The sequence below is a fragment of the Pseudomonas sp. IzPS59 genome (assembly GCF_014863505.1).
Taxonomy (GTDB): Bacteria; Pseudomonadota; Gammaproteobacteria; order Pseudomonadales; family Pseudomonadaceae; genus Aquipseudomonas; species Aquipseudomonas kribbensis.
In genome coordinates, this window is the sequence record NZ_CP062251.1 from 4,656,018 (window position 1) to 4,677,961 (window position 21,944).

General features: G+C 61.1%; 20 protein-coding genes. 6 read left to right on the plus strand and 14 right to left on the minus strand.

Translation table 11 applies throughout. The features are described 5' to 3' along the window. Positions 1 to 68: 68 nt before the first annotated feature. The 8 genes from IF189_RS20850 to IF189_RS20885 form a co-directional block, all read right to left on the minus strand. Entirely contained in the window at positions 69 to 875 is an 807-nt protein-coding gene (locus IF189_RS20850; RefSeq protein WP_192552196.1) for a DUF4892 domain-containing protein, read from the minus strand. A gap of 127 nt (positions 876 to 1,002) precedes the next feature. Beyond that, entirely contained in the window at positions 1,003 to 1,857 is an 855-nt protein-coding gene (locus IF189_RS20855; RefSeq protein ID WP_134827782.1) for an alpha/beta hydrolase, read from the minus strand. Next, the gene (locus IF189_RS20860) at positions 1,854 to 2,660 is read right to left on the minus strand and encodes an alpha/beta fold hydrolase (protein ID WP_134827783.1); all 807 of its coding nucleotides are present in this window, start codon (positions 2,658 to 2,660) and stop codon (positions 1,854 to 1,856) included. The genes IF189_RS20855 and IF189_RS20860 overlap by 4 nt, the downstream gene beginning before the upstream one ends. A 116-nt stretch (positions 2,661 to 2,776) precedes the next feature. Continuing rightward, positions 2,777 to 3,220, minus strand: a complete 444-nt coding sequence (locus tag IF189_RS20865) for a hotdog fold thioesterase (RefSeq protein WP_007957810.1) — start codon at positions 3,218 to 3,220, stop codon at positions 2,777 to 2,779. A 31-nt stretch (positions 3,221 to 3,251) separates the two neighbouring features. After that, positions 3,252 to 4,907, minus strand: coding sequence for an AMP-binding protein (locus IF189_RS20870; RefSeq protein WP_192552197.1), 1,656 nt, complete (start codon positions 4,905 to 4,907; stop codon positions 3,252 to 3,254). Positions 4,908 to 4,989: 82 nt separating this feature from the next. Continuing rightward, on the minus strand, positions 4,990 to 5,442 hold the full coding sequence (gene sixA / locus IF189_RS20875) for a phosphohistidine phosphatase SixA (protein WP_085710970.1): 453 nt from the start codon (positions 5,440 to 5,442) through the stop codon (positions 4,990 to 4,992). After that, positions 5,439 to 5,786, minus strand: coding sequence for a DUF4389 domain-containing protein (locus IF189_RS20880; protein WP_085710971.1), 348 nt, complete (start codon positions 5,784 to 5,786; stop codon positions 5,439 to 5,441). The genes sixA and IF189_RS20880 overlap by 4 nt, the downstream gene beginning before the upstream one ends. Before the next feature lie 32 nt (positions 5,787 to 5,818). After that, positions 5,819 to 6,844, minus strand: a complete 1,026-nt coding sequence (locus IF189_RS20885) for an NAD(P)H-dependent glycerol-3-phosphate dehydrogenase (RefSeq protein WP_114884804.1) — start codon at positions 6,842 to 6,844, stop codon at positions 5,819 to 5,821. 256 nt (positions 6,845 to 7,100) lie between these two features. Between IF189_RS20885 and IF189_RS20890 the strand changes: the two genes are divergently transcribed. From IF189_RS20890 to IF189_RS20915, 6 genes are all read left to right on the plus strand, one after another. Continuing rightward, positions 7,101 to 9,164 carry a TonB-dependent receptor plug domain-containing protein gene (locus IF189_RS20890; protein ID WP_413038534.1) on the plus strand — a complete coding sequence of 688 codons (2,064 nt, stop codon included), beginning with the start codon at positions 7,101 to 7,103 and terminating at the stop codon, positions 9,162 to 9,164. Position 9,165: 1 nt separating this feature from the next. Continuing rightward, a complete protein-coding gene (locus IF189_RS20895) occupies positions 9,166 to 10,098 on the plus strand; it encodes an ABC transporter substrate-binding protein (protein WP_134827786.1) in 933 nt (310 codons plus the stop codon). After that, the gene (locus IF189_RS20900) at positions 10,095 to 11,996 is read left to right on the plus strand and encodes an ATP-binding protein (RefSeq protein WP_192552199.1); all 1,902 of its coding nucleotides are present in this window, start codon (positions 10,095 to 10,097) and stop codon (positions 11,994 to 11,996) included. Before IF189_RS20895 ends, IF189_RS20900 begins: the two co-directional genes overlap by 4 nt. 247 nt (positions 11,997 to 12,243) lie before the next feature. Continuing rightward, on the plus strand, positions 12,244 to 12,759 hold the full coding sequence (gene fabA, locus IF189_RS20905) for a 3-hydroxyacyl-[acyl-carrier-protein] dehydratase FabA (RefSeq protein WP_003227150.1): 516 nt from the start codon (positions 12,244 to 12,246) through the stop codon (positions 12,757 to 12,759). Positions 12,760 to 12,770: 11 nt separating this feature from the next. Then, positions 12,771 to 13,991, plus strand: coding sequence for a beta-ketoacyl-ACP synthase I (fabB, locus tag IF189_RS20910; RefSeq protein ID WP_007974551.1), 1,221 nt, complete (start codon positions 12,771 to 12,773; stop codon positions 13,989 to 13,991). A gap of 378 nt (positions 13,992 to 14,369) precedes the next feature. Next, positions 14,370 to 14,558, plus strand: a complete 189-nt coding sequence (locus IF189_RS20915; protein WP_007957795.1) for a hypothetical protein — start codon at positions 14,370 to 14,372, stop codon at positions 14,556 to 14,558. Positions 14,559 to 14,655: 97 nt separating this feature from the next. On the opposite strand, the gene IF189_RS20920 is transcribed toward IF189_RS20915, so the two are convergent. The 6 genes from IF189_RS20920 to IF189_RS20945 form a co-directional block, all read right to left on the minus strand. Further along, the gene (locus IF189_RS20920) at positions 14,656 to 15,198 is read right to left on the minus strand and encodes a DUF2058 domain-containing protein (RefSeq protein WP_134827788.1); all 543 of its coding nucleotides are present in this window, start codon (positions 15,196 to 15,198) and stop codon (positions 14,656 to 14,658) included. A gap of 26 nt (positions 15,199 to 15,224) precedes the next feature. Continuing rightward, positions 15,225 to 16,067, minus strand: a complete 843-nt coding sequence (mazG, locus tag IF189_RS20925; protein WP_134827789.1) for a nucleoside triphosphate pyrophosphohydrolase — start codon at positions 16,065 to 16,067, stop codon at positions 15,225 to 15,227. Then, positions 16,064 to 18,307, minus strand: coding sequence for a GTP diphosphokinase (relA, locus tag IF189_RS20930; protein ID WP_085710978.1), 2,244 nt, complete (start codon positions 18,305 to 18,307; stop codon positions 16,064 to 16,066). The genes mazG and relA overlap by 4 nt, the downstream gene beginning before the upstream one ends. Positions 18,308 to 18,431: 124 nt before the next feature. Beyond that, positions 18,432 to 19,784 (minus strand): 23S rRNA (uracil(1939)-C(5))-methyltransferase RlmD, encoded by a 1,353-nt coding sequence (gene rlmD, locus IF189_RS20935; RefSeq protein ID WP_134827790.1) that lies wholly within the window; start codon positions 19,782 to 19,784, stop codon positions 18,432 to 18,434. Then, a complete protein-coding gene (gene cysM, locus IF189_RS20940) occupies positions 19,784 to 20,686 on the minus strand; it encodes a cysteine synthase CysM (RefSeq protein WP_085710980.1) in 903 nt (300 codons plus the stop codon). The genes rlmD and cysM overlap by 1 nt, the downstream gene beginning before the upstream one ends. Positions 20,687 to 20,767: 81 nt before the next feature. Continuing rightward, on the minus strand, positions 20,768 to 21,817 hold the full coding sequence (locus IF189_RS20945) for a PDDEXK nuclease domain-containing protein (protein ID WP_134827791.1): 1,050 nt from the start codon (positions 21,815 to 21,817) through the stop codon (positions 20,768 to 20,770). Between the last annotated feature and the right edge of the window lie 127 nt (positions 21,818 to 21,944).

A 21,944-nucleotide genomic window follows, 5' to 3' on the forward strand; every position in this document is an offset into this window, starting at 1 on the left:
TGAAATCTCGAAAAAGTCAGTCAGGCAAAGAGTAGGCGAACACGCCGGGCGTGTCCGCCGCAGACACCTTATCGCAACAGATCGATGCACAGGCCGACGCCTTCGACACTGCCGGTCTCCATGCGTGCGGCCCGCACACCCTGCGCGATCAACGCCTGACGCCAGGCTTCGGCCTTGAGCCCGGAAACCGTCACCCGCAACGTCGTGTCGAGGTTCAGGCCACGGGACAGCAGACGCAGCCAGGTGTCATCCGGATCGCCGCTCAGTTTCGGTAATTTCAGCTCGCCGGTGTCTTTCAACTGGCGCAACAGGGTCGCCGATGTCGGCAGCAGATCACCCAACGGCGTGGCGGCCTCGAATTGCTCGACGTGCAGATAGGCTTTGCGATTGCCGCGAGTGATGCTGTACAGCGCCACCAGCGTATTGTCGCGAGGTGCCGCCAACCTCAGCAGCAGATAGGCCTGCTGTTCGTCGGCACCGTACAGCTTGGCATTGCCGAACACTTCGTTGGCCCACAGGCTGCTTTCGCCACAATCCCTGGCCTGACACCAGAACAACAGCTCGGCGTCCTGTTTTTGCAGGGCCTCGCGGGCGACGGTGAAGGCTTCGTTGGCGGAATGTTCGGGCGGCAGTTCGTAGGTGACCGAGGTGGTCTGCCCCCGGGCGCCGACCTGACCGTCGAAACGCAACTGGCCGCTGATCTTGCGGATCGAGCCCATCGGGTAGATCCGCTCCAGCGTCGCAGCCGGGCGATAGTCGACGATCTGCGCATCGGCCAGACGCGGCACGATCGGCAGATCCTGACTGCCCGGCAGGTCGGCAGCGAGCAACACGGGACTGAAACAGCACAGCGCCAGCAGACTGAAAGATCGCATGGACAGGCTCATCGGATCGGCATGGCCGGGGCGCCTTTCTGGCTATTCGGGTTCGCAGCGGTGTAGAAATCCATTGTGGTTGTCTCCCATTTCAACCCGCCCAGCCTCGACAGTTGCCCGGGGCAAGTCAAGGAATGGCGAAGAACCGATTGAAACAGTCTGCGACAAGAACCGCACCCGACTCGTCGTTCAGGTGCAGATGGTGCCCGCCCGGCAGCTGTTCCCGGCTAAAGGGTAGACGCTCCAGCAGCTCGGGGTGTTTGGCCAGCATACCGTCGGCCGCCACCACCAATTGCGTCGGACAGGCAATGCGCTGGATGAAGGCCATCGCCTGTTCCTGAGTCAGACGCAGCGGCGATGGCAGGGTCAGACGGTTGTCGGTACGCCAGGTGTAGCCGCCGGGCACCGGCATCAGGCCGCGTTGCGCCAGCAGCTCGGCGGCCTCCCGACTGACCGCCACCAGACCTTTCATGCGCACTTCAATGGCCCGGTCGAGAGTGTCATAAACCGGTTTGCGCTTTTCCCGCAAATCAAACTGTGCCTGCAGCGCCATGCCCATGCGTTCGGCGGCGTTTTCGCCTTTATCTGTGGGAGGAATCACCCCGTCGATCAATGCCAGATGGGTGATGCGCTCCGGTAACGACCCCGCCAGCACCAGCGAAACAATGGCCCCCAGCGAATGCCCGAGCAGACCGAAGCGCTGCCAGCCCAGCTGTTCGGCGACTTGCAGCACGTCATGGGCGTAATCCCACAAGGCGTAACCTGCGCCGACCGGGCGATGCCCCGAATGGCCATGACCGGCCATGTCCAGCGCCACAATGCGCAAGCCTTTGAGCTTCGGCGCCAGGCGAGCGAAGCTGTTGGCGTTGTCCAGCCAGCCATGCAGGGCGATCACCGGCAACCCGTCTTCCGGGCCGAAAATGTGTGCCGCCAGCTCGATATGCGGCAGGCTCAGGCGCACTTCTTCGACCGACGGGCTCATGCGCAATCCTTGTGCTGGCGGTTTTCCCAGCGAGTGAACAGGTTTTTCAGCAACTGCGCGGTGTCCTGCGGACGCTCAAGGGGAAACATGTGACCGCCGGGAACGGTCAGCGACTCGCCCTGAGGCAGACGGCCGACGAACCGGGTGTGATGGTTCATCACCACGCGACTCTTGTGCCCGCGCACCACCGCCAGCGGCACCTGAAGCTGTCGGGTTCGCCCAGGGCTGGTGTGCGGCACACCGCGATAAATACTGATCTCGGTGGCCGGATCGAAACGCAGGCGCAGCTTGTCGCCAACCTTGTGCAAACCGTGCTGCAGGTAGGCGTCGAAGCACTCGGGATCGAAGCTTCGGAACAGCGTCTTGCCGGCAAAGTAGCTGCGGGCACTGTCGAGGTCGGCGAACTCTTCGCGCCGCCCCAAGGTGCGACCGGCCGGGGTGAGTTTGTCGATGAAGCCAAAACGCTTGGCAGCACGGATCACCCAGCGATCGGTGCGGGTCAGCACTGGCGAATCGAGCATCACCACCCCGCGATACAGCTCCGGGCAACGCAGTGCGGCGTGCAGGTGCAGCATTCCGCCGAAGGAATGGCCAACGCCCCACACCGGTTCGTCCTGCTGTTGCAGGTGATGGATCAGCTCGTCCACCAGGTGGTACCAATTGTCACCCGCCGGAAAACGCGGATCGTGGGCATGCTGCTCCAGATGCGTCACCCGGAACTCCGGCGCCAGCGCCGAGAACAGCTTGCCGTAGGTGCCGGAAGGGAAACCGTTGGCGTGGGCGAAGAAGATCGGTTGCGACATACGGGTAAATCCATGGGCGGTAAACGTGACGTTGATTGTCCGTAAGACCGCGCTTCACAGCAATGACCGTAACTGCCAGTAATGATGACAGTCCGGTCAGGGCTATGACGGATCGGTCAGCGTGCCGGCGGTTGCTCGCCCAGCGGCACCACGGCCATGGTCAGCCGCGACACGCAACTGGCCTTGCCTTCATCGCTGGTCAGGCGGATGTCCCAGACATGGGTCGTGCGGCCAATGTGAATCGGCTTGGCCACCGCCGTCACCCGGCCGCTGCGCAGGCCGCGCAGGTGGTTGGCGTTGATCTCCAGGCCCACGCAATAGAATTTGCTGGCATCGATGCACAGGTAACTGGCCATGGAGCCGACGGTTTCAGCCAGCACCACCGAGGCGCCGCCATGCAGCAGGCCGTAGGGCTGATGGGTGCGATGGTCGATGACCATGCTGGCCGTCAGCGATTCCTCGTCGAAAGACTCGAAGCGGATGTCCAGCACTTCGCCGATGGTGTTTTTCTGGATTGCGTTCAACTGCTCGATGTTCGGAGTGGTGCGCCACAAGGTCATCGCAGGCTTCCTTTGTTGTTTTGATCGTCGCTCAATCCTGCCACAGCACCGCCTCGCTGCGCTCGCTCCATTCTTCGAAGCGCGCGCCATAAGTGTCTTCGATGACGTTGCGTTTGATCTTCAGGGTCGGCGTGAGGAAGCCGTTTTCCACCGCCCAACTGTCCTTGACCACCACCAGACGCCGCAGGCGTTCGTGCTTGTCGAGCGCAGCGTTGACCTCCTCCAGCAGCTTTTCCAGGCTCGAATGCAATTGCGGTCGCGCGTCTTCATGCCCGGCCGCCGAGATCACACACAGCCCCAATGGAGCGCTCAGACCATCGCCGACCACGCACACCTGCTCGATCCTTGTATGTACGGCGAGGCGGTTTTCAATCGGCGCCGGGGCGACATACTTACCTTTGCTGGTCTTGAAGATTTCCTTGAGCCGCCCGGTCAGGCGCAAACGACCTTCGGCGTCCTGCTCACCCTTGTCTCCGGTGCGCAGAAAGCCGTCTTCGGTCAGGGTCTCGGCGGTTTTCTGCGGCTCCTTGAAATAGCCCAGCATGTTCGCCTGACTGCGCACCTGCACTTCGCCGGACTCGTCGATTCGCACCTCGACGTCAGGACATGGCCGGCCGATCCAGCCCTCCTTGTATTGCCCCGGCAGACAAATGTGCGAATAGCCGCAACTCTCGGTCATGCCGTAGACCTCCAGCACGTCGAGCCCGAGTTTCTGATACCAGCGCAACAAGGTCAGCGGCACCGGCGCCGCTCCGGACAACGCCACGCGCAAGGCATCCAGCCCCAAGCCGGCCAGCACCTTGTGGCCGATCCGTTTGCCGATGAAGGGCAGACCGAGGAGGAAATCCAGGCGTTTCGCCGGGATCTTGCTGTAAACGCCCATCTGGAATTTGGTCCAGATCCTCGGCACGCCAAACATCGCCGTCGGCCGCGCCCGTCTCAGATCGTCGAGAAAGGTATCGAGACTCTCGGCAAAGAACACCGTCTGCCCGGTATAGATCGACGCCAGTTCGACGAACATCCGCTCAGCCACATGGCACAGCGGCAGATAGGACAGCAGCCGGTCGTTTTCATTGAGGCCGAACAATTGCGTGCCGCGAGTCGTCGCGAACCCAAGGTTGGCAAAACTGTGCATCACGCCTTTGGGCAGGCCGGTGGTGCCGGAGGTGTAGATGATGGTAGCCAGTTGATTGGCGTCAGGGCGTGGATCGTCCTGGATCGGGGAATAGCGTTGCAGGTCGCCCCAGTTGAAATCGAACTCACCCGGCGGGTGCAGCGGCAGGCTGATGATTGGCAGATTCGCAGGTACACCGGTAGACATGCCCGGCCAGTCATCCAGTTTGCCGATGAACGCCAGTACGCTTTCGGAATGGCTGAGGATCTGATGGACCGAGTCGGCGGTGAGGTTGGGATAGAGCGGCACGGAAACATGCCCGGCCATCCAGATCGCCAGGTCGGCGATGATCCAGTGAGCGCAGTTTTTCGAGATCAGGGCGATGTGGCTGCCCTGGGGCAACTCCCGGGAGCGCAGCCAGTGCGCGGCGCAGCGGGCCTGATGGCCGACGTCGGCCCAGGTCAGCGTCTCGACCTGCCCGCCGCCAATGGGCTGCACCAGAAAGCGTTGGCGCGGGTGCCGGGCCTCGCGTTCGTAGAACACGTCCAGCGGCAATCGAAAAGCAGCAGACATGCGACTCGCTCCTTTCTTTTTGGGATGGAGCAAGCTTAGTCAACCAAGCAAGTGCTTGGTTGACTATTTCATACAAAAAATTTCACGGATGTTTGAGGCTGTTGAGCGTCATCGAGCCGATCAGTAACTCACTGTGCTCAAGCTCGGCGAGCCCGGCGGTGCTGACCTTTTCCGGCGGATAGCCGGCGCCGTGTTGCAGGTAGCTGAGCAAATGCCCGACCAGCGGATTGTGGCTGACCAGCAGCACGTTGCTCACCGACACCAGTTGCTCGGCGACTCGATCCGGATCGACTTCCGGTGTCAGCCATTCGACCGTGCGGATCTCCGGCTCGAAACCCAGCGCCTCGCGCACCAGTTGCGCGGTCTGCTGCGCCCGCAAATACGGGCTGGCGTAGATCGCCGTCAGTGGCTGGCCCATCAACCGGGCGGCGCTGCTGAGCACTTCCTTGCGGCCGTGAGCGGTCAGTTCTCGCTCCGAATCGGGGCGCGAGCCATAGGGCTCGGCCTCGCCGTGACGCAATACCCAGAGTTTCATAGCTTGGGTTCCTCATCCCGGGCCGGATGCGGTGCCGGCGCGACAACGTGTGGCGCTTCACCTTCCGGGGTACGCGGCGCCGGCCAGTCGGCGAACGGCCAGGGTTTCTGGTCGCTGTGGAAACTGCCGAACCGACCGATCTGGGCCAGGAACTGGCTCAGGCTGTCGCCGAAATTCATCAGACCGGCGCTCGGGGCGCCATAGATCAAACGATAGATCAGTTGCACCAGCACCACCGCGCCGAGGATGAACTGCGCCACCTGCCAGACCACGATGTAGACGATCATCCACAACACCCGCAGCAGGATGGATTCGTACTTGGCTTCGGTTTTCGGATCGTTCATGTCTAGCTCCCCTGCCCTGAAATAAAAGGCAATCAGTTGAAACCACTGGTGGAAATGAAGTCGACGTCAGTCTTCGGCTCGGCGCGCATCAACAGGCCGATCACCTGTTCCAGCGTGCGCCCTTCGAACAGGATCGCGTGGAGCCCGGCGACCAGCGGCATGTACACGCCGACCTCCTGGGCCTTGGCCTTGAGAACCTTCAGGGTGTTGACCCCTTCGGCCACTTCACCGAGGCGCGACACCGCTTCGTCGAGGCTCAAACCCTGACCGAGGGCGAAACCGACCTGATAGTTGCGGCTTTTCGGCGACGAGCAGGTGACGATCAGGTCGCCGACCCCGGCCAGACCGAGGAAGGTCATCGGGTTGGCGCCCTGATTCACCGCAAACCGGGTCATTTCGGCCAGGGCGCGAGTGATCAGCATGCTCTTGGTGTTCTCGCCCATCTCCAGCGCCACCGCCATGCCGGCAATGATCGCGTAGACGTTTTTCAGTGCGCCACCCAGCTCCACGCCGAAGCGATCGGCACTGGCATAGACGCGAAAGGTGCGGCCATGCAGCGCGGCCTGCACCTCTTTGCACAGTTCTTCGTCTTCACTGGCGACCACGGTAGCGGTCAGCGCGTGTTCGGCGATTTCCCGTGCCAGGTTCGGCCCGGACAGCACACCGATGCGCGCCTGCGGGGCGATCTCTTCGAGAATCTGGCTCATCAGTTTGAAGGTGTGAGCTTCGATGCCCTTGGTCAGGCTGACCAGCATCTTGCCGCTCAGGCGCTCGGCATGCGCCGCCAATACCGTGCGCAGTGCGCTCGATGGCAAAGCGACGAAGCACAACTCGCAGGCATCAAGGGTTTCCTGCAGGTCGGTGACGGCCGTCACGCCCGGCAGAATCTTGATGCCCTTGAGATAACGCGGGTTCTCGCGATTGACCCGGATGGCCTCGGCCTGCTCGGGGTCACGCATCCACTGCCGGACTTGATGGCCGTTCTCGGCCAACAGATTGGCCACGGCGGTACCGAAACTTCCGCCTCCCAGGACCGCAATCGGGCGCTGTTCAGTCATATGTAATCCGTTAATCCATACCAGTGGCGATGCGGGCATTATACGGAGCGGCCCCTTCTCGGACAGCCCCGGCGTCAATTACCCGCACTTGTAGGAAGAAGACCAATAAAACCGAGGAAAATGCCCGCAACGTGACTGGAAAAGTCACTGTCCTCGGTTAACATGCGCGCCAATTCTTTGCTATCAAGGCTGCGTCGTGTTTTCTGGCACTCCCTCCCCGCGTTCGTCCCTGCTGCTGGCGCTGCTGTTCAGCCCGATGTTGCTGGCGGACGACCTGTTTCTCGACGGCGAGGCCTTGCCCCAGATCCTCACGGCTACGCGCCTGAAACAGTCGCCGGCGGAAGTCCCCGGCAGCATGACCGTGATCGACAGCGAACTGATCAACGCCAGCGGCGCCCGGGACATCAGCGAACTGCTGCGGCTGGTGCCGGGAATGATGGTCGGCAACATCAGCGGCAATCAGGCGGTGGTGAACTATCACGGCACCAACGCCACCGAAGCGCGGCGCATGCAGGTACTGATCGACGGCCGCTCGGTGTACCGCGCCGGTCTGGCCACCGTGGACTGGAGCGACATCCCGGTGGCCATGGAAGACATCGAACGCATCGAAGTCTTTCGCGGCCCGAACACCGTCAGTTACGGCGCCAACGCGCTGATGGCAGTGGTCAACATCATCACCCGCAACCCGGCCGACAGCCACGGCACACGACTGAAAATCACCCGTGGCCAACGGGGCATCAACGACTTCTATGCCAGTCAGGGAACGGGCTGGAATGGCGGCGACCTGCGTCTGTCGCTGTCGGGCCAGGAAGATGACGGCTTCGACAGCGACCGCACCGGCGCCGATTACCGTGACAGCCGCCGCTTGAACCGCTTCAGCCTCGCGGTCAGCCAGACCCTCAGCGATAACCAGAGCGTGGACTGGCAGCTCAATGCCAAGGACGGGACCAACCAGCGGCCCTACACCTACCGCCCGGTGTTCTCGGGGATTACCGCTGCCGGGAACAATTCCGACGTAATCGCCAAGGATTACGCCGGCTCGGTGCGCTGGAACCTGGACATCAACCCCGATCACAGCCTTTATGTACAAGGCTCGGCGCAACACTGGGATCGCCAGCAGACCTGGCGCGCCTGTGATGCCGAGGTGTCGTTCAGTCCGCAACTCACGGAGCTGTGGCAACTCAATCCGAACTACACCGAGCAACTGGCACGCAACATCACCCGCTACACCGGGCCCGGTGCTGCACCCGGCACGCCAACGGAAATGGCCCTGGCCAATCAGGTGCTCGATCAATGGCGCAACGGCGCCAGCCGGACCCTGTGCGGCGACATCGACCAGAGTGCCCGGGAATCGCGCTATGACCTGGAGCTGCAGGACACCCTCAGCCTGTCCGACAGTCTGCGTCTGGTCAGCGGCCTGAACTATCGTTACGACCGGGCCGATTCCGAGACCTATTTCAACGGAACGCTGGACGACACCACGTGGCGCGCCTTTGGCCAACTCGAATGGCGCGCCAGCGAACACTGGCTGTTGCAGGGCGGCGCCATGTTTGAAAACACTCAACTGATCGGCAGTTCGCTGACGCCCAGGTTTGCCGTCAATTATCTGATCAACCCGCGCCACAGCCTGCGCGCGGTGTACTCGGAAGCGATCCGCTCGCCGGACATGTTCGAGAACAACGTCAACTGGAGTTATCAGGTGACCAACCTGCGCCCGTCCGCCTATGGTCAGTCTTCGGCCCGCTACTTCGTCAAGACCCGGGGCCCCGGCGATCTGGACCAGGAGCACATGCGCTCGCGGGAACTGGGCTACAACGGCTTTTTCCCTGAATGGGGCCTGGCGCTGGACGTGAAGCTGTTCTACGACGAAATCACCGGGATGATCAGCGAGCCGCTGCGCAACAATCAGTACATCGCCAGCAACGCCAACGACTCGCGCTTTCGCGGCACCGAAACCCAGCTGGATTGGCGCCTGAGCGCGGCCGATCGGCTGCGCCTGACTTACGCCTACGTCGACGCCGAGGCGAGCAACCCGCTGGACAAGCAGTTCACCGCGCGCAACAGCGGCTCGGCCGGTTGGCTGCGCGACTGGGGTCAGGGCTGGAACAGTGCCCTCTTCTATTACGGCGACAATGCACTCAACGGCTATCGCTTCGAGCGGGTCGACACGCGCATCGCCAAACGCATCCCGCTGGGCAAAGCTCAACTGCAATTGGCCGGGGTGCTGCAACAACGTCTGGACAATGAGCCGACCACGTTCGTCGACAACAATTACGACGAACGCCGGGTGATGTACTTCAGCGCCGAACTGGAGTTCTAGGATGCGCTACGCCCTGTCACGGAAGATGCCAACCGCCGGCCAATGGCTGGCCGGGTTGTGCCTGTTCCTGACAGCCTGGCTGCACGGCGTGGCGGTGCAGGCGGCCGACATTCTGCTGACCGGCGCCGAGGAAAGCCCCGGCGTGCAATCGTTCGTCCAGGCCCTGAGCGAACTGCGCCCCACCGACCGCGTGCATTTCCAGCCACTGGCGAGCCTGCCGGCACCGGGCAAGTTGCCGTCCAGCCTGCGTCTGATCCTGCTCGACCTGCCGAGCCTCGACTGGCGCATGCAGGAACCCCAGGGGCCGGCGACGCTGGTCCTGCGCATCAGCCGCTTGCAGGCCCGGCAACGCTTCGGCACCGCGCAACCGCCTCACTTGAGTCTGCTGTGGAGCGATCCGCCGCTGAGTCGCCAGTTGCAACTGATTCGGCGGATTCTGCCCCAGGCTCAGCGGGTCGGCGTGCTGTTTGATCAGCACAGCGAGTTCCTGCTCAAGGAGCTGCAATCGGTCGCCCGGCCGTTGAATCTGCAAATCGTCCCGCAGCGCTGGGACAACACCCACGACAGCCGCCCCTTGCAAACTGTGCTGAAGAACAGCGATGTGTTGCTGGGCCTCGACGACCCCGACCTGTACAACCCGAAAACCGCGAAGAACCTGCTGCTCAGCAGCTATTCGCGACAACTGGCGCTGATCGGTCCGAACGTTTCGTTCGTGCGCGCCGGCAGCCTCGCCAGTACTTACAGCGACCAGAGTGACTGGCTGACGGTGCTCGACGAATTGCTCGACCGCCCACCGGCCGCCTGGCCGAGAGCGCTCTATCCCGAGCGTTTTAAAGTATCAAGCAATGCGCAGGTGGCTCGTTCATTAGGAATTGAACCGATAAACGAAGCGACTGTTGCCGAAGAGCTGGCCGAAGGAGAGCGCCGCCCATGATTTTCCGCCGTTGGGACATCAATACCCGCACCCAGTTGATCAGTCTGGGCCCTGCGCTGTTGCTGACCTTGCTGTTGATCAGTTTTTTCACTTTCGTGCGCATCCAGGATTTGCGCCAGGAGCTGAATCACACTGGCCAACTGATCGCCAACCAGCTCGCGCCCGCTACCGAGTACGGGGTGATTTCCGGCAACAACGAGGTATTGGAAAGCCTGCTGAAAGCCACACTGGCCACGCCCAATGTGCGCTTTCTCGAAATCCAGGACAGCGCCAACCGGATTCTGGCGTATGTCGAACAACCGTCCGACACCCATAAGCGCCCGCATCAGGTCGAAGTGTTCCAGTCGCCGGTGCGGCTGCAACGGATTGCCTTGCACAATGATTTCTTTCAGGACGGCAAGACCAATAACGGCGGTGCCAGCGAGGATTATCTGGGGCGGGTGATCGTCGGCCTGTCCAACGATGCGTTCAGTCAGCGCCAACAGGAAATCCTGCTCAAGGCCGGGATCCTGGCGCTGTTCGCCCTGCTCTTCACCTTCGTTCTGGCGCGGCGCCTGGCCGGCAGCCTGTCGCAGCCGATCCGCGACATTGGCAATGCGGTCAAGGCGATTCAGGACGGCGACTACAAGACGCCGTTGCCGATTGTCGATGACACCGAGCTGGGAGCCTTGTCGCAGCACATCAATAATCTGGCCCAGGCACTGGAACAGGCCAGTCGCGAACAGCACCAGGCCATGGCGCAACTGATCCAGACTCGTGAAGAGGCGGAAAAGGCCAACAACGCCAAATCGGACTTCCTGGCCATGATGAGCCATGAACTGCGCACGCCAATGAACGGTGTACTGGGCATGCTGCAGTTGCTGGAAACCACCGACATGACCGAGGAGCAGATCGAGTACGCGGCGCTGGCTTCCGAGTCCACCGAGCATTTGCTCAAGGTGATCAACGACATTCTGGATTTCTCGCGCATCGAGCGTTCGGAACTGGAGCTGGAGCACATCCCGTTCAACCTCGCCGACCTGATCGGCGCGTGCGCGCAGTCGTTCCAGCACAGCGCGGCGCAGCGTGGGCTGGAGTTGCAACTGCGGATTCCCGAAGACTTGCGCGGTTTGCAGGTACAGGGCGATCCGACGCGGATCCGGCAGATTCTGGTCAATCTGGTGGGCAATGCGCTGAAGTTCACCGAACAGGGGCGCGTCAGCATCGAGGCGCAGTGGCAGTCGCTGGATCACGAATTGCTGTGGTTCACCTGCTCGGTGCGCGACAGCGGCATCGGGATTTCCTCCGAGAGCCTGGAATTGATGTTCAACGCGTTCCAGCAGGCTGACAGCTCGATTTCGCGTCGTTATGGCGGGACCGGTCTGGGCCTGCCGATCGCCCGCACCCTGGCCGAGCGCATGGGCGGTACCTTGCTCGCGCAAAGCGAAGAAGGTCGCGGCTCGGTGTTTACCCTGGAAATTCCGCTGGCTCTATATAAGCAGGCATTGCCGATGCTGGCAGCGCCGCGCGCAATCGATGGCAATGCTCACGGCGAAGGCCGCAATGTCCTGCTGGTGGAGGACAACCCGGTCAACCAGACCGTGATCGAGGCCATGCTGCGCAGCCTGGGCTTCACTGTCAGCGTTGCCACCGATGGCATGCAGGCTGTACGCAGTGCCGGAGGCAGTCGTTACGAAGCGATCCTGATGGACTGCCGTTTGCCGATCATCGACGGTTACGAGGCGACCCGTCAGATCCGCCGCCTGCCCGGCTGCGGCCATGTTCCGATCATCGCCCTGACGGCCAACGCGTTGCAGGGCGACCGGGAAAACTGCCTGTCGGCGGGCATGAACGATTACCTGGCCAAGCCGTTCAAACGTAATGACCTGCAGCAGATTCTGCAGCGCTGGGTGCAGTAGAGAGGCCCTTTCGAGCATCTGCGACTGGCGTGAAAAGCGAAAGTGCGGCAGTCTTAGGCACCCGAACGAGCCTCAAAAGGGGCTTGAATAAAAATTTCAGTGCACAAGTGTACATTCATGTCCTTGGTGCTGTGACTTTCACCACAACGCAATAGTCTATGAGTAGGCTGCCGGTTCGAGGCATGAACGCGTCGATCGGTCGGGAAGATTTGCCCCACCTGCCGCATGGGATTATTGAGGAGCTCGCATGACCAAACAAAACGCCTTTACTCGGGAAGACCTGCTGCGCTGCAGTCGCGGTGAGCTGTTCGGCCCAGGTAACGCGCAACTGCCCGCCCCGAACATGCTGATGGTGGATCGCATCACCCTGATCAGCGAAGAAGGCGGCAAGTACGGCAAAGGTGAATTGGTCGCCGAGCTGGATATCAACCCTGACCTGTGGTTCTTCGCTTGCCACTTCGAGGGCGATCCGGTGATGCCGGGCTGCCTGGGTCTGGACGCCATGTGGCAACTGGTCGGTTTCTTCCTGGGCTGGCAAGGCCTGCCGGGCCGCGGCCGTGCGCTGGGTTCGGGCGAAGTGAAATTCTTCGGCCAGGTTCTGCCGACCGCCAAGAAAGTCACTTACAACATTCATATCAAACGCGTCCTCAAGGGCAAGCTGAACCTGGCCATCGCCGACGGTTCGGTGACTGTCGACGGTCGCGAAATCTACACCGCCGAAGGCCTTCGCGTCGGCGTGTTCACCTCCACTGACAACTTCTAAGGGTTATTCGCATGCGCCGCGTCGTTATCACTGGTCTGGGCATTGTTTCGTGCCTGGGCAATGACAAAGAGACCGTCTCCGCTAACCTGCGTGCAAGCCGCCCTGGCATCCGGTTCAACCCGGAATACGCCGAAATGGGTCTGCGTAGCCAGGTTTCCGGCTCCATCGACCTCAACCTTGAAGAACTGATCGATCGCAAGATCTATCGTTTCGTCGGCCACGCAGCGGCGTACGCCTACCTGGCCATGAAAGACGCCATCACCGATTCCGGTCTGACCGAAGAGCAGGTGTCCAACCCGCGTACCGGTCTGATCGCCGGTTCCGGCGGTGCGTCGACCCTGAACCAGATGGAAGCGCTGGATATCCTGCGCGAGAAAGGCGTCAAGCGCGTTGGCCCATACCGTGTAACGCGGACCATGAGCAGCACCGTTTCGGCGTGCCTGGCCACTCCGTTCAAGATCAAGGGCCTGAACTACTCCATCGCCTCTGCCTGCGCCACCAGTGCTCACTGCATCGGTACCGCCATGGAACAGATCCAGATGGGCAAGCAGGACATCGTGTTCGCCGGTGGCGGTGAAGAGGAGCACTGGAGCCAGTCGTTCCTGTTCGACGCAATGGGCGCTCTGTCCAGCAAGCGTAACGACACTCCGGAAAAAGCCTCCCGCGCCTACGACGCCGACCGTGACGGTTTCGTCATCGCCGGCGGTGGCGGCATGGTCGTGGTCGAGGAGCTGGAACACGCTCTGGCCCGTGGCGCGAAGATCTACGCGGAAATCGTCGGCTACGGCGCGACTTCCGACGGCTACGACATGGTGGCTCCAAGCGGCGAAGGCGCCATCCGCTGCATGCAGCAGGCGCTGTCCACCGTCGACACCCCGATCGACTACCTGAACACCCACGGCACCTCGACTCCGGTCGGCGACGTCGCGGAAATGAAAGGCGTGCGTGAAGTGTTCGGCGACAAGGCCCCGGCCATCAGTTCCACCAAGAGCCTGTCGGGTCACTCCCTGGGCGCCGCCGGCGTTCACGAAGCGATCTACTGCATGCTGATGATGGAAGGCAACTTCATCGCCGGTTCCGCCAACATCGACGAACTGGACCCTGAAGTGGCCGATCTGCCGGTGCTGACCAAGACCCGCGAGAACGCCACCATCAACACCGTGATGAGCAACAGCTTCGGCTTCGGTGGCACCAACGCCACCCTCGTGCTGAAGCGCTGGGAAGGCAAGTAATTCCCTTCCGCTGAGCCGCACATGAAAACGCCCCGACTGGTTCGGGGCGTTTTTTTTCGCCTGGAAAAAGCACTTATCCCTGTGGGAGCTGGCTTGCCAGCGATGACGTCGGCATTGCAAACATCCCCGCCGGCTGACACTCCGCAATCGCTGGCAAGCCAGCTTCCACAGGGTTCTCTGGAGCGTCTGAAGATGAAACTTCTGTCATGCAACTTACCGCCCTGCGACTGAATGTCGCGGATTCAGCGGGCTCCAGCGCTGTTGCAGATTTCGCAAGAATACATTGCACAAATCGAGCGTTTACTTAGCAGGCTAACAAATTTTATAAAAGAGTCCTGCACACGCCTTGCTGCAGATAACAGAGATTGGAGCTAGCAGATGACTGTAAAAGTAACTGAACGCGACGATTCACACATGTCCCATGAAGGCGTAGCCGCCGGCGTACGGATCTGGGATGTGCATCAACAAGACTTGCTGGTCGGCATGTTCCACAACGAAATCGACGCCCACAACTACAAGGCCGAACTGGAACTGCAAGAACGGCAGCGGGATCTGAAATCCGCCTGAACCGAAACCACAGCATTGAAAACGACAAACCCCGCCATTGGCGGGGTTTGTCGTTTTGGAGTGTTTCAGGGCCGCTTCGCAGCCCGGCAAAACCCAATTACCACATCAGGTCGTCAGGGATCACATAGGCCGCGTAAGGATCGTCCTCGACATTGACCTCTTCGACCTTCTCGTTGAGCTGCACGATGCGCTGTGGATCGCGCTCCTGAATCTTCAGGGCCGCCTCACGAGGAATCACTTCGTAGCCGCCGGCATGGTGCACGATCGCCAGCGAGCCGCTGCTGAGCTTGTTGCGCATCAGCGTGTTGACGGAGATGCGCTTGACCTTCTTGTCGTCAACGAAGTTGTAGTAGTCCTCGGTGGTCAGCTTCGGCAGACGCGAGACTTCGATCAACTGCTTGACCTGCGCGGCGCGAGCCTTGGCCTCGGCCTTCTCCTGTTGCTGACGGTTCAGCTCCTGGTCGCGCTTGACCTTCTCGGCCTGAGCTTCCTGGGCAGCACGCTGCTGGGAGTCATCCAGTTCGATCTGGCCTTTGTGGGCCAGACGCTGTTGTTTCTGTTTGTCTTTGCTGACCTGTTTGGCCTGCTTTTGGTTGACCAGTCCTGCCTTGAGCAACTGGTCGCGAAGGGAAAGGCTCATTGATGCTTACTCACTTGGGCAACGGCTCAGCCGCAGCTGGGCAAATTCTTTTCCTGACGTTTGGCTTCACCCCACAGGGCGTCCAACTCTTCGAGGGTGCAATCTTCCATGGGGCGGTGGGTGTCGCGCAATGCCTGTTCGATAAAACGGAAACGTCGTTCGAACTTGCCATTGGCGCCACGCAATGCGGTTTCCGGATCGACCTTCAAATGCCGGGCCAGATTGACCACCGAAAACAGCAGGTCGCCGATTTCGTCCGCTACCGCTTGCGGGTCATTTTCGGACATGGCTTCGAGCACTTCATCGAGCTCCTCGCGCACCTTGTCCAGCACCGGCAAGGCGTCCGGCCAGTCGAAACCGACCTGCCCTGCGCGCTTCTGTAACTTGGCCGAACGGGACAAGGCCGGCAACGCGGCAGGCACATCGTCGAGCAGCGACAGTTGCTGCGGCTCGGTGGATTTCTCGGCGCGCTCTTCGGCCTTGATCTCCTCCCAGCGCTGCTTGACCTGCTCTTCGCTCAGACGCGGCACATCCAGCGGTGCATACAGATCGCCGGTGGGGAATACGTGCGGATGACGACGAATCAGCTTGCGGGTGATGCTGTCGACCACCCCGGCAAATTCGAACCGCCCTTCTTCCCGCGCCAACTGGCTGTAATACACCACCTGAAACAGTAGATCGCCTAGCTCGCCCTGTAAGTGATCGAAGTCGCCGCGCTCGATGGCGTCGGCGACTTCGTAGGCTTCTTCGAGGGTATGCGGGACGATAGTCGCGTAAGTCTGCTTGATGTCCCACGGGCAACCGTACTGCGGATCGCGCAGACGGTTCATCAGGTGCAACAGGTCTTCAAGGCTGTAGGTCGGTTTCATGGAGTCCGGTTACGCCGCGTCTCGATGATGTTCGGCAACTGGGAAATCCGCCCCAGCAACCGGCCCAGTGCGTCCAGCCCCGGAATCTCGATGGTCAGGGACATCAGCGCCGTGTTGTCCTCTTTGTTCGAGCGGGTGTTGACCGCCAGCACGTTGATCCGCTCGTTGAGCAGCACCTGCGAAACGTCACGCAGCAGACCGGAACGGTCGTAGGCGCGGATGACGATGTCCACCGGATAGGTGAGCACCGGCACCGGCCCCCAGCTGACCTGGATGATCCGCTCCGGCTCGCGCCCGGCCAGTTGCAGCACCGAGGCGCAGTCCTGACGGTGAATGCTCACGCCACGGCCCTGGGTGATGTAACCGACGATCGCATCGCCCGGCAATGGCTGGCAGCAGCCCGCCATCTGGGTCATCAGGTTGCCGACGCCCTGGATCTGGATGTCGCCGCGCTTGCCCGGCTTGTAGCCGGTGGCCTTGCGTGGAATCAGTTCCAGCTGTTCGTTGCCGCGTTCCGGCTCGACCAGTTGTTGCGCCAGGTTGACCAGTTGCGCCAGACGCAGATCGCCGGCCCCGAGGGCGGCGAACATGTCTTCGGCGGTTTTCATGTTGGCCTTGTCGGCCAGCTTGTCGAAATCCACCGCCGGCAGACCGAGGCGATTGAGCTCGCGCTCGATCAGGGTCTTGCCCGCCGCGACGTTCTGATCGCGAGCCTGCAGCTTGAACCAGTGAACGATCTTCGCCCGCGCCCGGGACGTGGTGACGTATCCGAGGTTCGGGTTCAGCCAGTCGCGGCTCGGCGTGCCGTGCTTGCTGGTGATGATCTCGACCTGCTCACCAGTCTGCAGGCTGTAGTTGAGCGGCACGATGCGCCCGTTGATCTTCGCGCCACGGCAGTTGTGACCGATTTCGGTGTGCACGCGGTAGGCGAAGTCCAGCGGCGTCGCGCCCTTCGGCAAGTCGATGGCGTGACCGTCCGGGGTGAAGATATAGACCCGGTCCGGTTCGATATCGACGCGCAGCTGTTCGGCCAGGCCGCCGATGTCGCCCAGTTCTTCGTGCCACTCGAGCACCTGACGCAGCCAGGAGATTTTCTCTTCGTAGTGGTTCGAGCCGGATTTGACGTCGGTGCCCTTGTAGCGCCAGTGCGCGCAGACGCCGAGTTCGGCTTCTTCGTGCATCGAATGGGTACGGATCTGGACTTCCAGCACCTTGCCTTCCGGGCCGATCACCGCCGTGTGCAGCGAGCGGTAGCCGTTCTCTTTCGGGTTGGCGATGTAGTCGTCGAACTCTTTCGGGATGTGCCGCCACAGGGTGTGGACGATGCCGAGAGCGGTGTAGCAATCGCGCATTTCCGGCACCAGCACGCGCACCGCACGCACGTCGTAGATCTGGCTGAACTCCAGACCCTTGCGCTGCATTTTGCGCCAGATCGAATAGATGTGCTTGGCCCGGCCGCTGATGTCGGCGTCAACACCGGTGGCCTGCAATTCATCCTTGAGCTGGGTCATCACGTCGGCGATGAAGCGCTCGCGGTCGAGCCGCCGCTCGTGCAGCAACTTGGCGATCTGTTTGTATTGATCAGGCTCAAGGTAACGGAAGGACAAGTCCTCCAGTTCCCATTTGATATGACCGATGCCGAGACGGTGGGCCAGCGGCGCATAGATGTCGAAGACTTCCCGGGCGACCCGGTTGCGCTTCTCGTCATCGGCGGTTTTCACCGCACGGATCGCGCAGGTGCGTTCGGCGAGTTTGATCAGCGCGACGCGTACGTCGTCGACCATCGCCACCAGCATCTTGCGCAGGTTTTCCACCTGGCCCTGGGTGCCCATCACCATCGACTGGCGCGGGCTGAGACTGGCACTGATCGCCGCCATGCGCTGCACGCCGTCAATCAGTTTGGCGACCACCGGGCCGAAGCGCTGGCTGACCGCTGCCAGTTCGATCTGGCCTTCGCGCACGCCACGGTAAAGCACCGCCGCGACCAGCGAATCCTGATCGAGCTTGAGGTCGGCGAGAATCTCGGCGATCTCGAGGCCGGTGCTGAAACTGCCGCTGCCTTCGGACCAGAGATTCTTCGCTGCGTTGGACTGTTGCTCGGCCTGTCGAGCGTACTCACAGGCCTCCTTCAAGGCTTCGCGATCCAGTGCCAGATCGACACTGACCGCATGATCGAGCCAAGCCTCGAGATTGATACTGCCGTCGGTGTTGATCGGCTGGTGTGCTCTCACCTGTACCATCTTGCTTTACCTTCCCTACGACGCAGACTCAATGCGTCAAATCACTGACCTTGATTGCCCGTCCGCACTCGCGGGGCTAAGACGAGTGCTGCACGGGCCGATCAGTCGGATCAGACGAGCCATCCTAGCTCGCTTCAAATAACGCCATGGCCTCGACATGTGCCGTCTGAGGAAACATATCGAGAATCCCGGCACGTTTTAACCGGTAGCCCTGCTTGATCAATTCGACCGTATCGCGCGCCAGAGTTGCAGGGTTGCACGACACATACACCAACCGCTCGGCACCCAGGGTCGCGAGCTTGCGCACCACCTCGAAAGCACCGTCACGCGGTGGGTCCAAGAGTACCGCAGAAAAGCCGTTTCCGATCCATTCGGCATCGGTCAAAGGCTGGGATAAATCGGCCTGAAAAAACTTTGTGTTATGCAAATTGTTACTGGCAGCGTTGGCGGCGGCGCGATCGACCATGGTCTGCACACCTTCGACCGCCACCACTTCTCGCACGGCTTTGGCCAGCGGCAAGGCAAAGTTGCCGAGACCGCAGAACAGATCGAGCACGCGCTCGTCGGCGTTCGGTTTCAGCCAGTCCAGCGCCTGGGCGACCATCGCTTCGTTGACCCCGGCATTGACCTGAATGAAATCCCCCGGCCGCCAGGCCAGCTCCAGATCCCACTGTTCCAGGCGATAGCCCAGCGACTGCGTGGCATCGACCGGCTGCGGCTCACCTTCGCCGTGCAGCCACAACTGCGCTTCATGGAAGGCGCAGAAATCCTTGAGGATCGTCAGATCGGCCTCGGACAACGGCGCCATGTGACGCAGCAGAACGGCCAGGGACGAGCCACTGAACAATTCCACATGCCCCAGCGCCTGAGGTTTGCTCAGACGACGGAGCATCTCCGGCAAGCGGCTCATGATCGGCTGCAAGGGCTGTACCAGCACCGGGCATTCGCTGATCGCCACGATGTCCTGACTGCCGGCAGCGCGGAAACCGACTTCGAGTGTCTTGGCCTTGCTGTCCCAGCGCACGGCAATACGGGCGCGGCGACGGTAGCCGAATTCCGGACCGGTCAAGGGTGCGGCCCACTCCTCGGGTTCGACACCGGCGACTCGTGAAAGCTGTTCGGCGAGCATGCGCTGTTTCAGGGCAAGCTGTTCGCCGTGGGGCAAATGCTGAACGCTGCAACCGCCGCAGCGACCGGCGTGCTGACAAGCTGCCGGACGACGCAATTCGCTGGCGGTGAACACACGCTCGGTGCGCGCCTCGACCACTTTGCCGTGGGCGCCGAGCACCCGCGCCTCGACCTCTTCACCCGCCAGGGCGCCGAGGACGAACCAGGTCTTGCCTTCAAAAAACGCGATGCCGCGACCGTCATTGGCCAGGCGCTCGATCTTCAAGCGCTGCTTTTTGCCGGTCGGGAGTTGCGGGGCCTTGCTGCCGCCGGTGGGCTGGAAGCGCAGGCCTCTCTCGTGCTTGGCCATCAGTTGGCCGCGTCGAAAATGCCGGTCGACAGGTATCGGTCGCCACGGTCACAGATGATCGCGACGATCACCGCGTTTTCAACTTCCCTGGACAGTCGCAGCATCGCTGCCACCGCACCGCCCGAGGACACACCACAGAAGATGCCTTCTTCCCGGGCCAGTCGGCGGGTAACGTCTTCGGCTTCGCTTTGCGCCATGTCGACGATACGGTCGACACGATCAGCCTGATAAATCTTCGGCAGGTATTCCTGCGGCCAGCGGCGGATGCCGGGAATGGCCGAGCCTTCCATCGGTTGCAGGCCGATGATCTGCACGCTGTCGCTCTGCTCTTTCAGGTAGCGCGACACGCCCATGATGGTCCCGGTGGTGCCCATGGAGCTGACGAAATGGGTAATGGTGCCCTGGGTCTGACGCCAGATTTCCGGGCCGGTGGTGGTGTAGTGCGCTTCGGGATTGTCGCCGTTGGCGAACTGATCCAGCACCTTGCCACGACCTTCGGCCTCCATCCGCTGGGCCAGATCGCGAGCGCCTTCCATGCCCTCTTCCTGGCTGACCAGAATCAGCTCCGCGCCGTAGGCGGTCATCGCCGCCTTGCGCTCGGCGCTGGAGTTGTCCGGCATGATCAGGATCATCTTGTAACCCTTGATCGCGGCAGCCATCGCCAATGCGATCCCGGTGTTGCCCGAGGTCGCTTCGATCAGCGTATCGCCGGCGTGGATCTGCCCGCGCAACTCGGCACGGGTGATCATCGACAGCGCCGGACGATCCTTCACCGAACCCGCAGGGTTGTTCCCTTCGAGCTTGAGCAATAGGGTGTTGCTGGTGACACCGGGCAGGCGCTGCAAACGCACCAGCGGCGTGTTGCCGACGCAATCGGCGATGGTTGGGTACTGCAAGGTCATGGCGTTTTTCGCAATCCGGACAGCGGGGGCGCCTATCATACCGGCAAACCTGCGCGGCCCATATCACGCAAAGTGCGGTACTTATGGCTTATCGGAATAAGACTCTGATTCAGCCTCATCTGCCTGAGCAACGTTCAACGCATAGAACTCATGAAGCTTGGCCTGCAGAAGCTGCTTGTCCGGCAGTTGTACCTGATATTCAGCAATCAATGCAGGCGAAAGGCTGCGATTAAGTGCGTACTCCACCACTTCGTCCTCCTTGCTGGCACAAAGTAGTACGCCGATGGCGGGATTTTCGTGGGGCTTTCGCGCGTTGCGATCCAGCGCTTCCAAATAGAAGTCGAGCTTGCCCAGATACTCTGGCTCGAAGCGTCCGACCTTGAGTTCGATCGCCACCAGACAATTGAGCCCGCGGTGGAAGAACAACAAGTCCAAGGCGAAATCCCGCCCACCGACCTGCAGTGGATATTCCGAGCCGACAAAGCAAAAGTCGCGGCCTAGCTCGATCAAAAACTCCTTGAGTCGCGACAATAATCCTCGATGAAGATCGGTTTCGGCGTGAGCACCCGGCAAGTCGAGGAATTCGACCATGTAGGAATCGCGGAAAATCTCCAGCGCAGAGGGATGAGTCTGCTTCAGGACTGCGGAGGCGCTTACCGGTTCGGTGACGCTTCGCTCAAACAGGGCTGCCTTGAATTGGCGTTCAAGCTCACGCTTCGACCATCTTTCCTGAACGGCCATCCGTAAGTAGAACTCTCGTTCTTCCGGACGTTTGCTTTGGCTGAAAATGATCACGTTTTGCGACCAGGACAATTGTCGCGCCAGTGGCGCGACTTTTTCTTCGCAGCGGTAAAACTCATAGAACTGGCGCATGCGAAACAAGTTAGAACGGGTAAAACCGCGCAACCCCGGTTGCGTCCGGGCCAGATGTTCAGCCAATTGACCGACGACCGAATCGCCCCATTCAGCCAGTTCAATCTTGCGACTGATATGGGCGCCGACCTGCCAGTACAACTCGATCAGCCGGGTATTGACCGCCTGAATAGCCTGGTGTCTGGCACTGCTTATCAGCGCGAGCACTTCATTGAAACGGTCGCAGGATGAGTTATCGGAAACATTGGAGGCGGTCATGCAAGACTCCTTGAGGATCATTCGAAGCCTGAGCTTAAACGTTCAAGGAAGCGTGAAATTACCGCCCGCTCTCCTTAGGAAACATCGTACAAAAACCCAAGACTGCTCCGACAAATGAGCCAAAAGG

Bases quoted from the DNA above. Each gene is read 5' to 3' on its own strand.
- IF189_RS20850 (WP_192552196.1), bottom strand. From the start codon at position 875: ATGCGATCTTTCAGTCTGCTGGCGCTGTGCTGTTTCAGTCCCGTGTTG.
- IF189_RS20855 (WP_134827782.1), bottom strand. From the start codon at position 1,857: ATGAGCCCGTCGGTCGAAGAAGTGCGCCTGAGCCTGCCGCATATCGAG.
- IF189_RS20860 (WP_134827783.1), bottom strand. From the start codon at position 2,660: ATGTCGCAACCGATCTTCTTCGCCCACGCCAACGGTTTCCCTTCCGGC.
- IF189_RS20865 (WP_007957810.1), bottom strand. From the start codon at position 3,220: ATGACCTTGTGGCGCACCACTCCGAACATCGAGCAGTTGAACGCAATC.
- IF189_RS20870 (WP_192552197.1), bottom strand. From the start codon at position 4,907: ATGTCTGCTGCTTTTCGATTGCCGCTGGACGTGTTCTACGAACGCGAG.
- sixA (WP_085710970.1), bottom strand. From the start codon at position 5,442: ATGAAACTCTGGGTATTGCGTCACGGCGAGGCCGAGCCCTATGGCTCG.
- IF189_RS20880 (WP_085710971.1), bottom strand. From the start codon at position 5,786: ATGAACGATCCGAAAACCGAAGCCAAGTACGAATCCATCCTGCTGCGG.
- IF189_RS20885 (WP_114884804.1), bottom strand. From the start codon at position 6,844: ATGACTGAACAGCGCCCGATTGCGGTCCTGGGAGGCGGAAGTTTCGGT.
- IF189_RS20890 (WP_413038534.1), top strand. From the start codon at position 7,101: ATGTTGCTGGCGGACGACCTGTTTCTCGACGGCGAGGCCTTGCCCCAG.
- IF189_RS20895 (WP_134827786.1), top strand. From the start codon at position 9,166: ATGCGCTACGCCCTGTCACGGAAGATGCCAACCGCCGGCCAATGGCTG.
- IF189_RS20900 (WP_192552199.1), top strand. From the start codon at position 10,095: ATGATTTTCCGCCGTTGGGACATCAATACCCGCACCCAGTTGATCAGT.
- fabA (WP_003227150.1), top strand. From the start codon at position 12,244: ATGACCAAACAAAACGCCTTTACTCGGGAAGACCTGCTGCGCTGCAGT.
- fabB (WP_007974551.1), top strand. From the start codon at position 12,771: ATGCGCCGCGTCGTTATCACTGGTCTGGGCATTGTTTCGTGCCTGGGC.
- IF189_RS20915 (WP_007957795.1), top strand. From the start codon at position 14,370: ATGACTGTAAAAGTAACTGAACGCGACGATTCACACATGTCCCATGAA.
- IF189_RS20920 (WP_134827788.1), bottom strand. From the start codon at position 15,198: ATGAGCCTTTCCCTTCGCGACCAGTTGCTCAAGGCAGGACTGGTCAAC.
- mazG (WP_134827789.1), bottom strand. From the start codon at position 16,067: ATGAAACCGACCTACAGCCTTGAAGACCTGTTGCACCTGATGAACCGT.
- relA (WP_085710978.1), bottom strand. From the start codon at position 18,307: ATGGTACAGGTGAGAGCACACCAGCCGATCAACACCGACGGCAGTATC.
- rlmD (WP_134827790.1), bottom strand. From the start codon at position 19,784: ATGGCCAAGCACGAGAGAGGCCTGCGCTTCCAGCCCACCGGCGGCAGC.
- cysM (WP_085710980.1), bottom strand. From the start codon at position 20,686: ATGACCTTGCAGTACCCAACCATCGCCGATTGCGTCGGCAACACGCCG.
- IF189_RS20945 (WP_134827791.1), bottom strand. From the start codon at position 21,817: ATGACCGCCTCCAATGTTTCCGATAACTCATCCTGCGACCGTTTCAAT.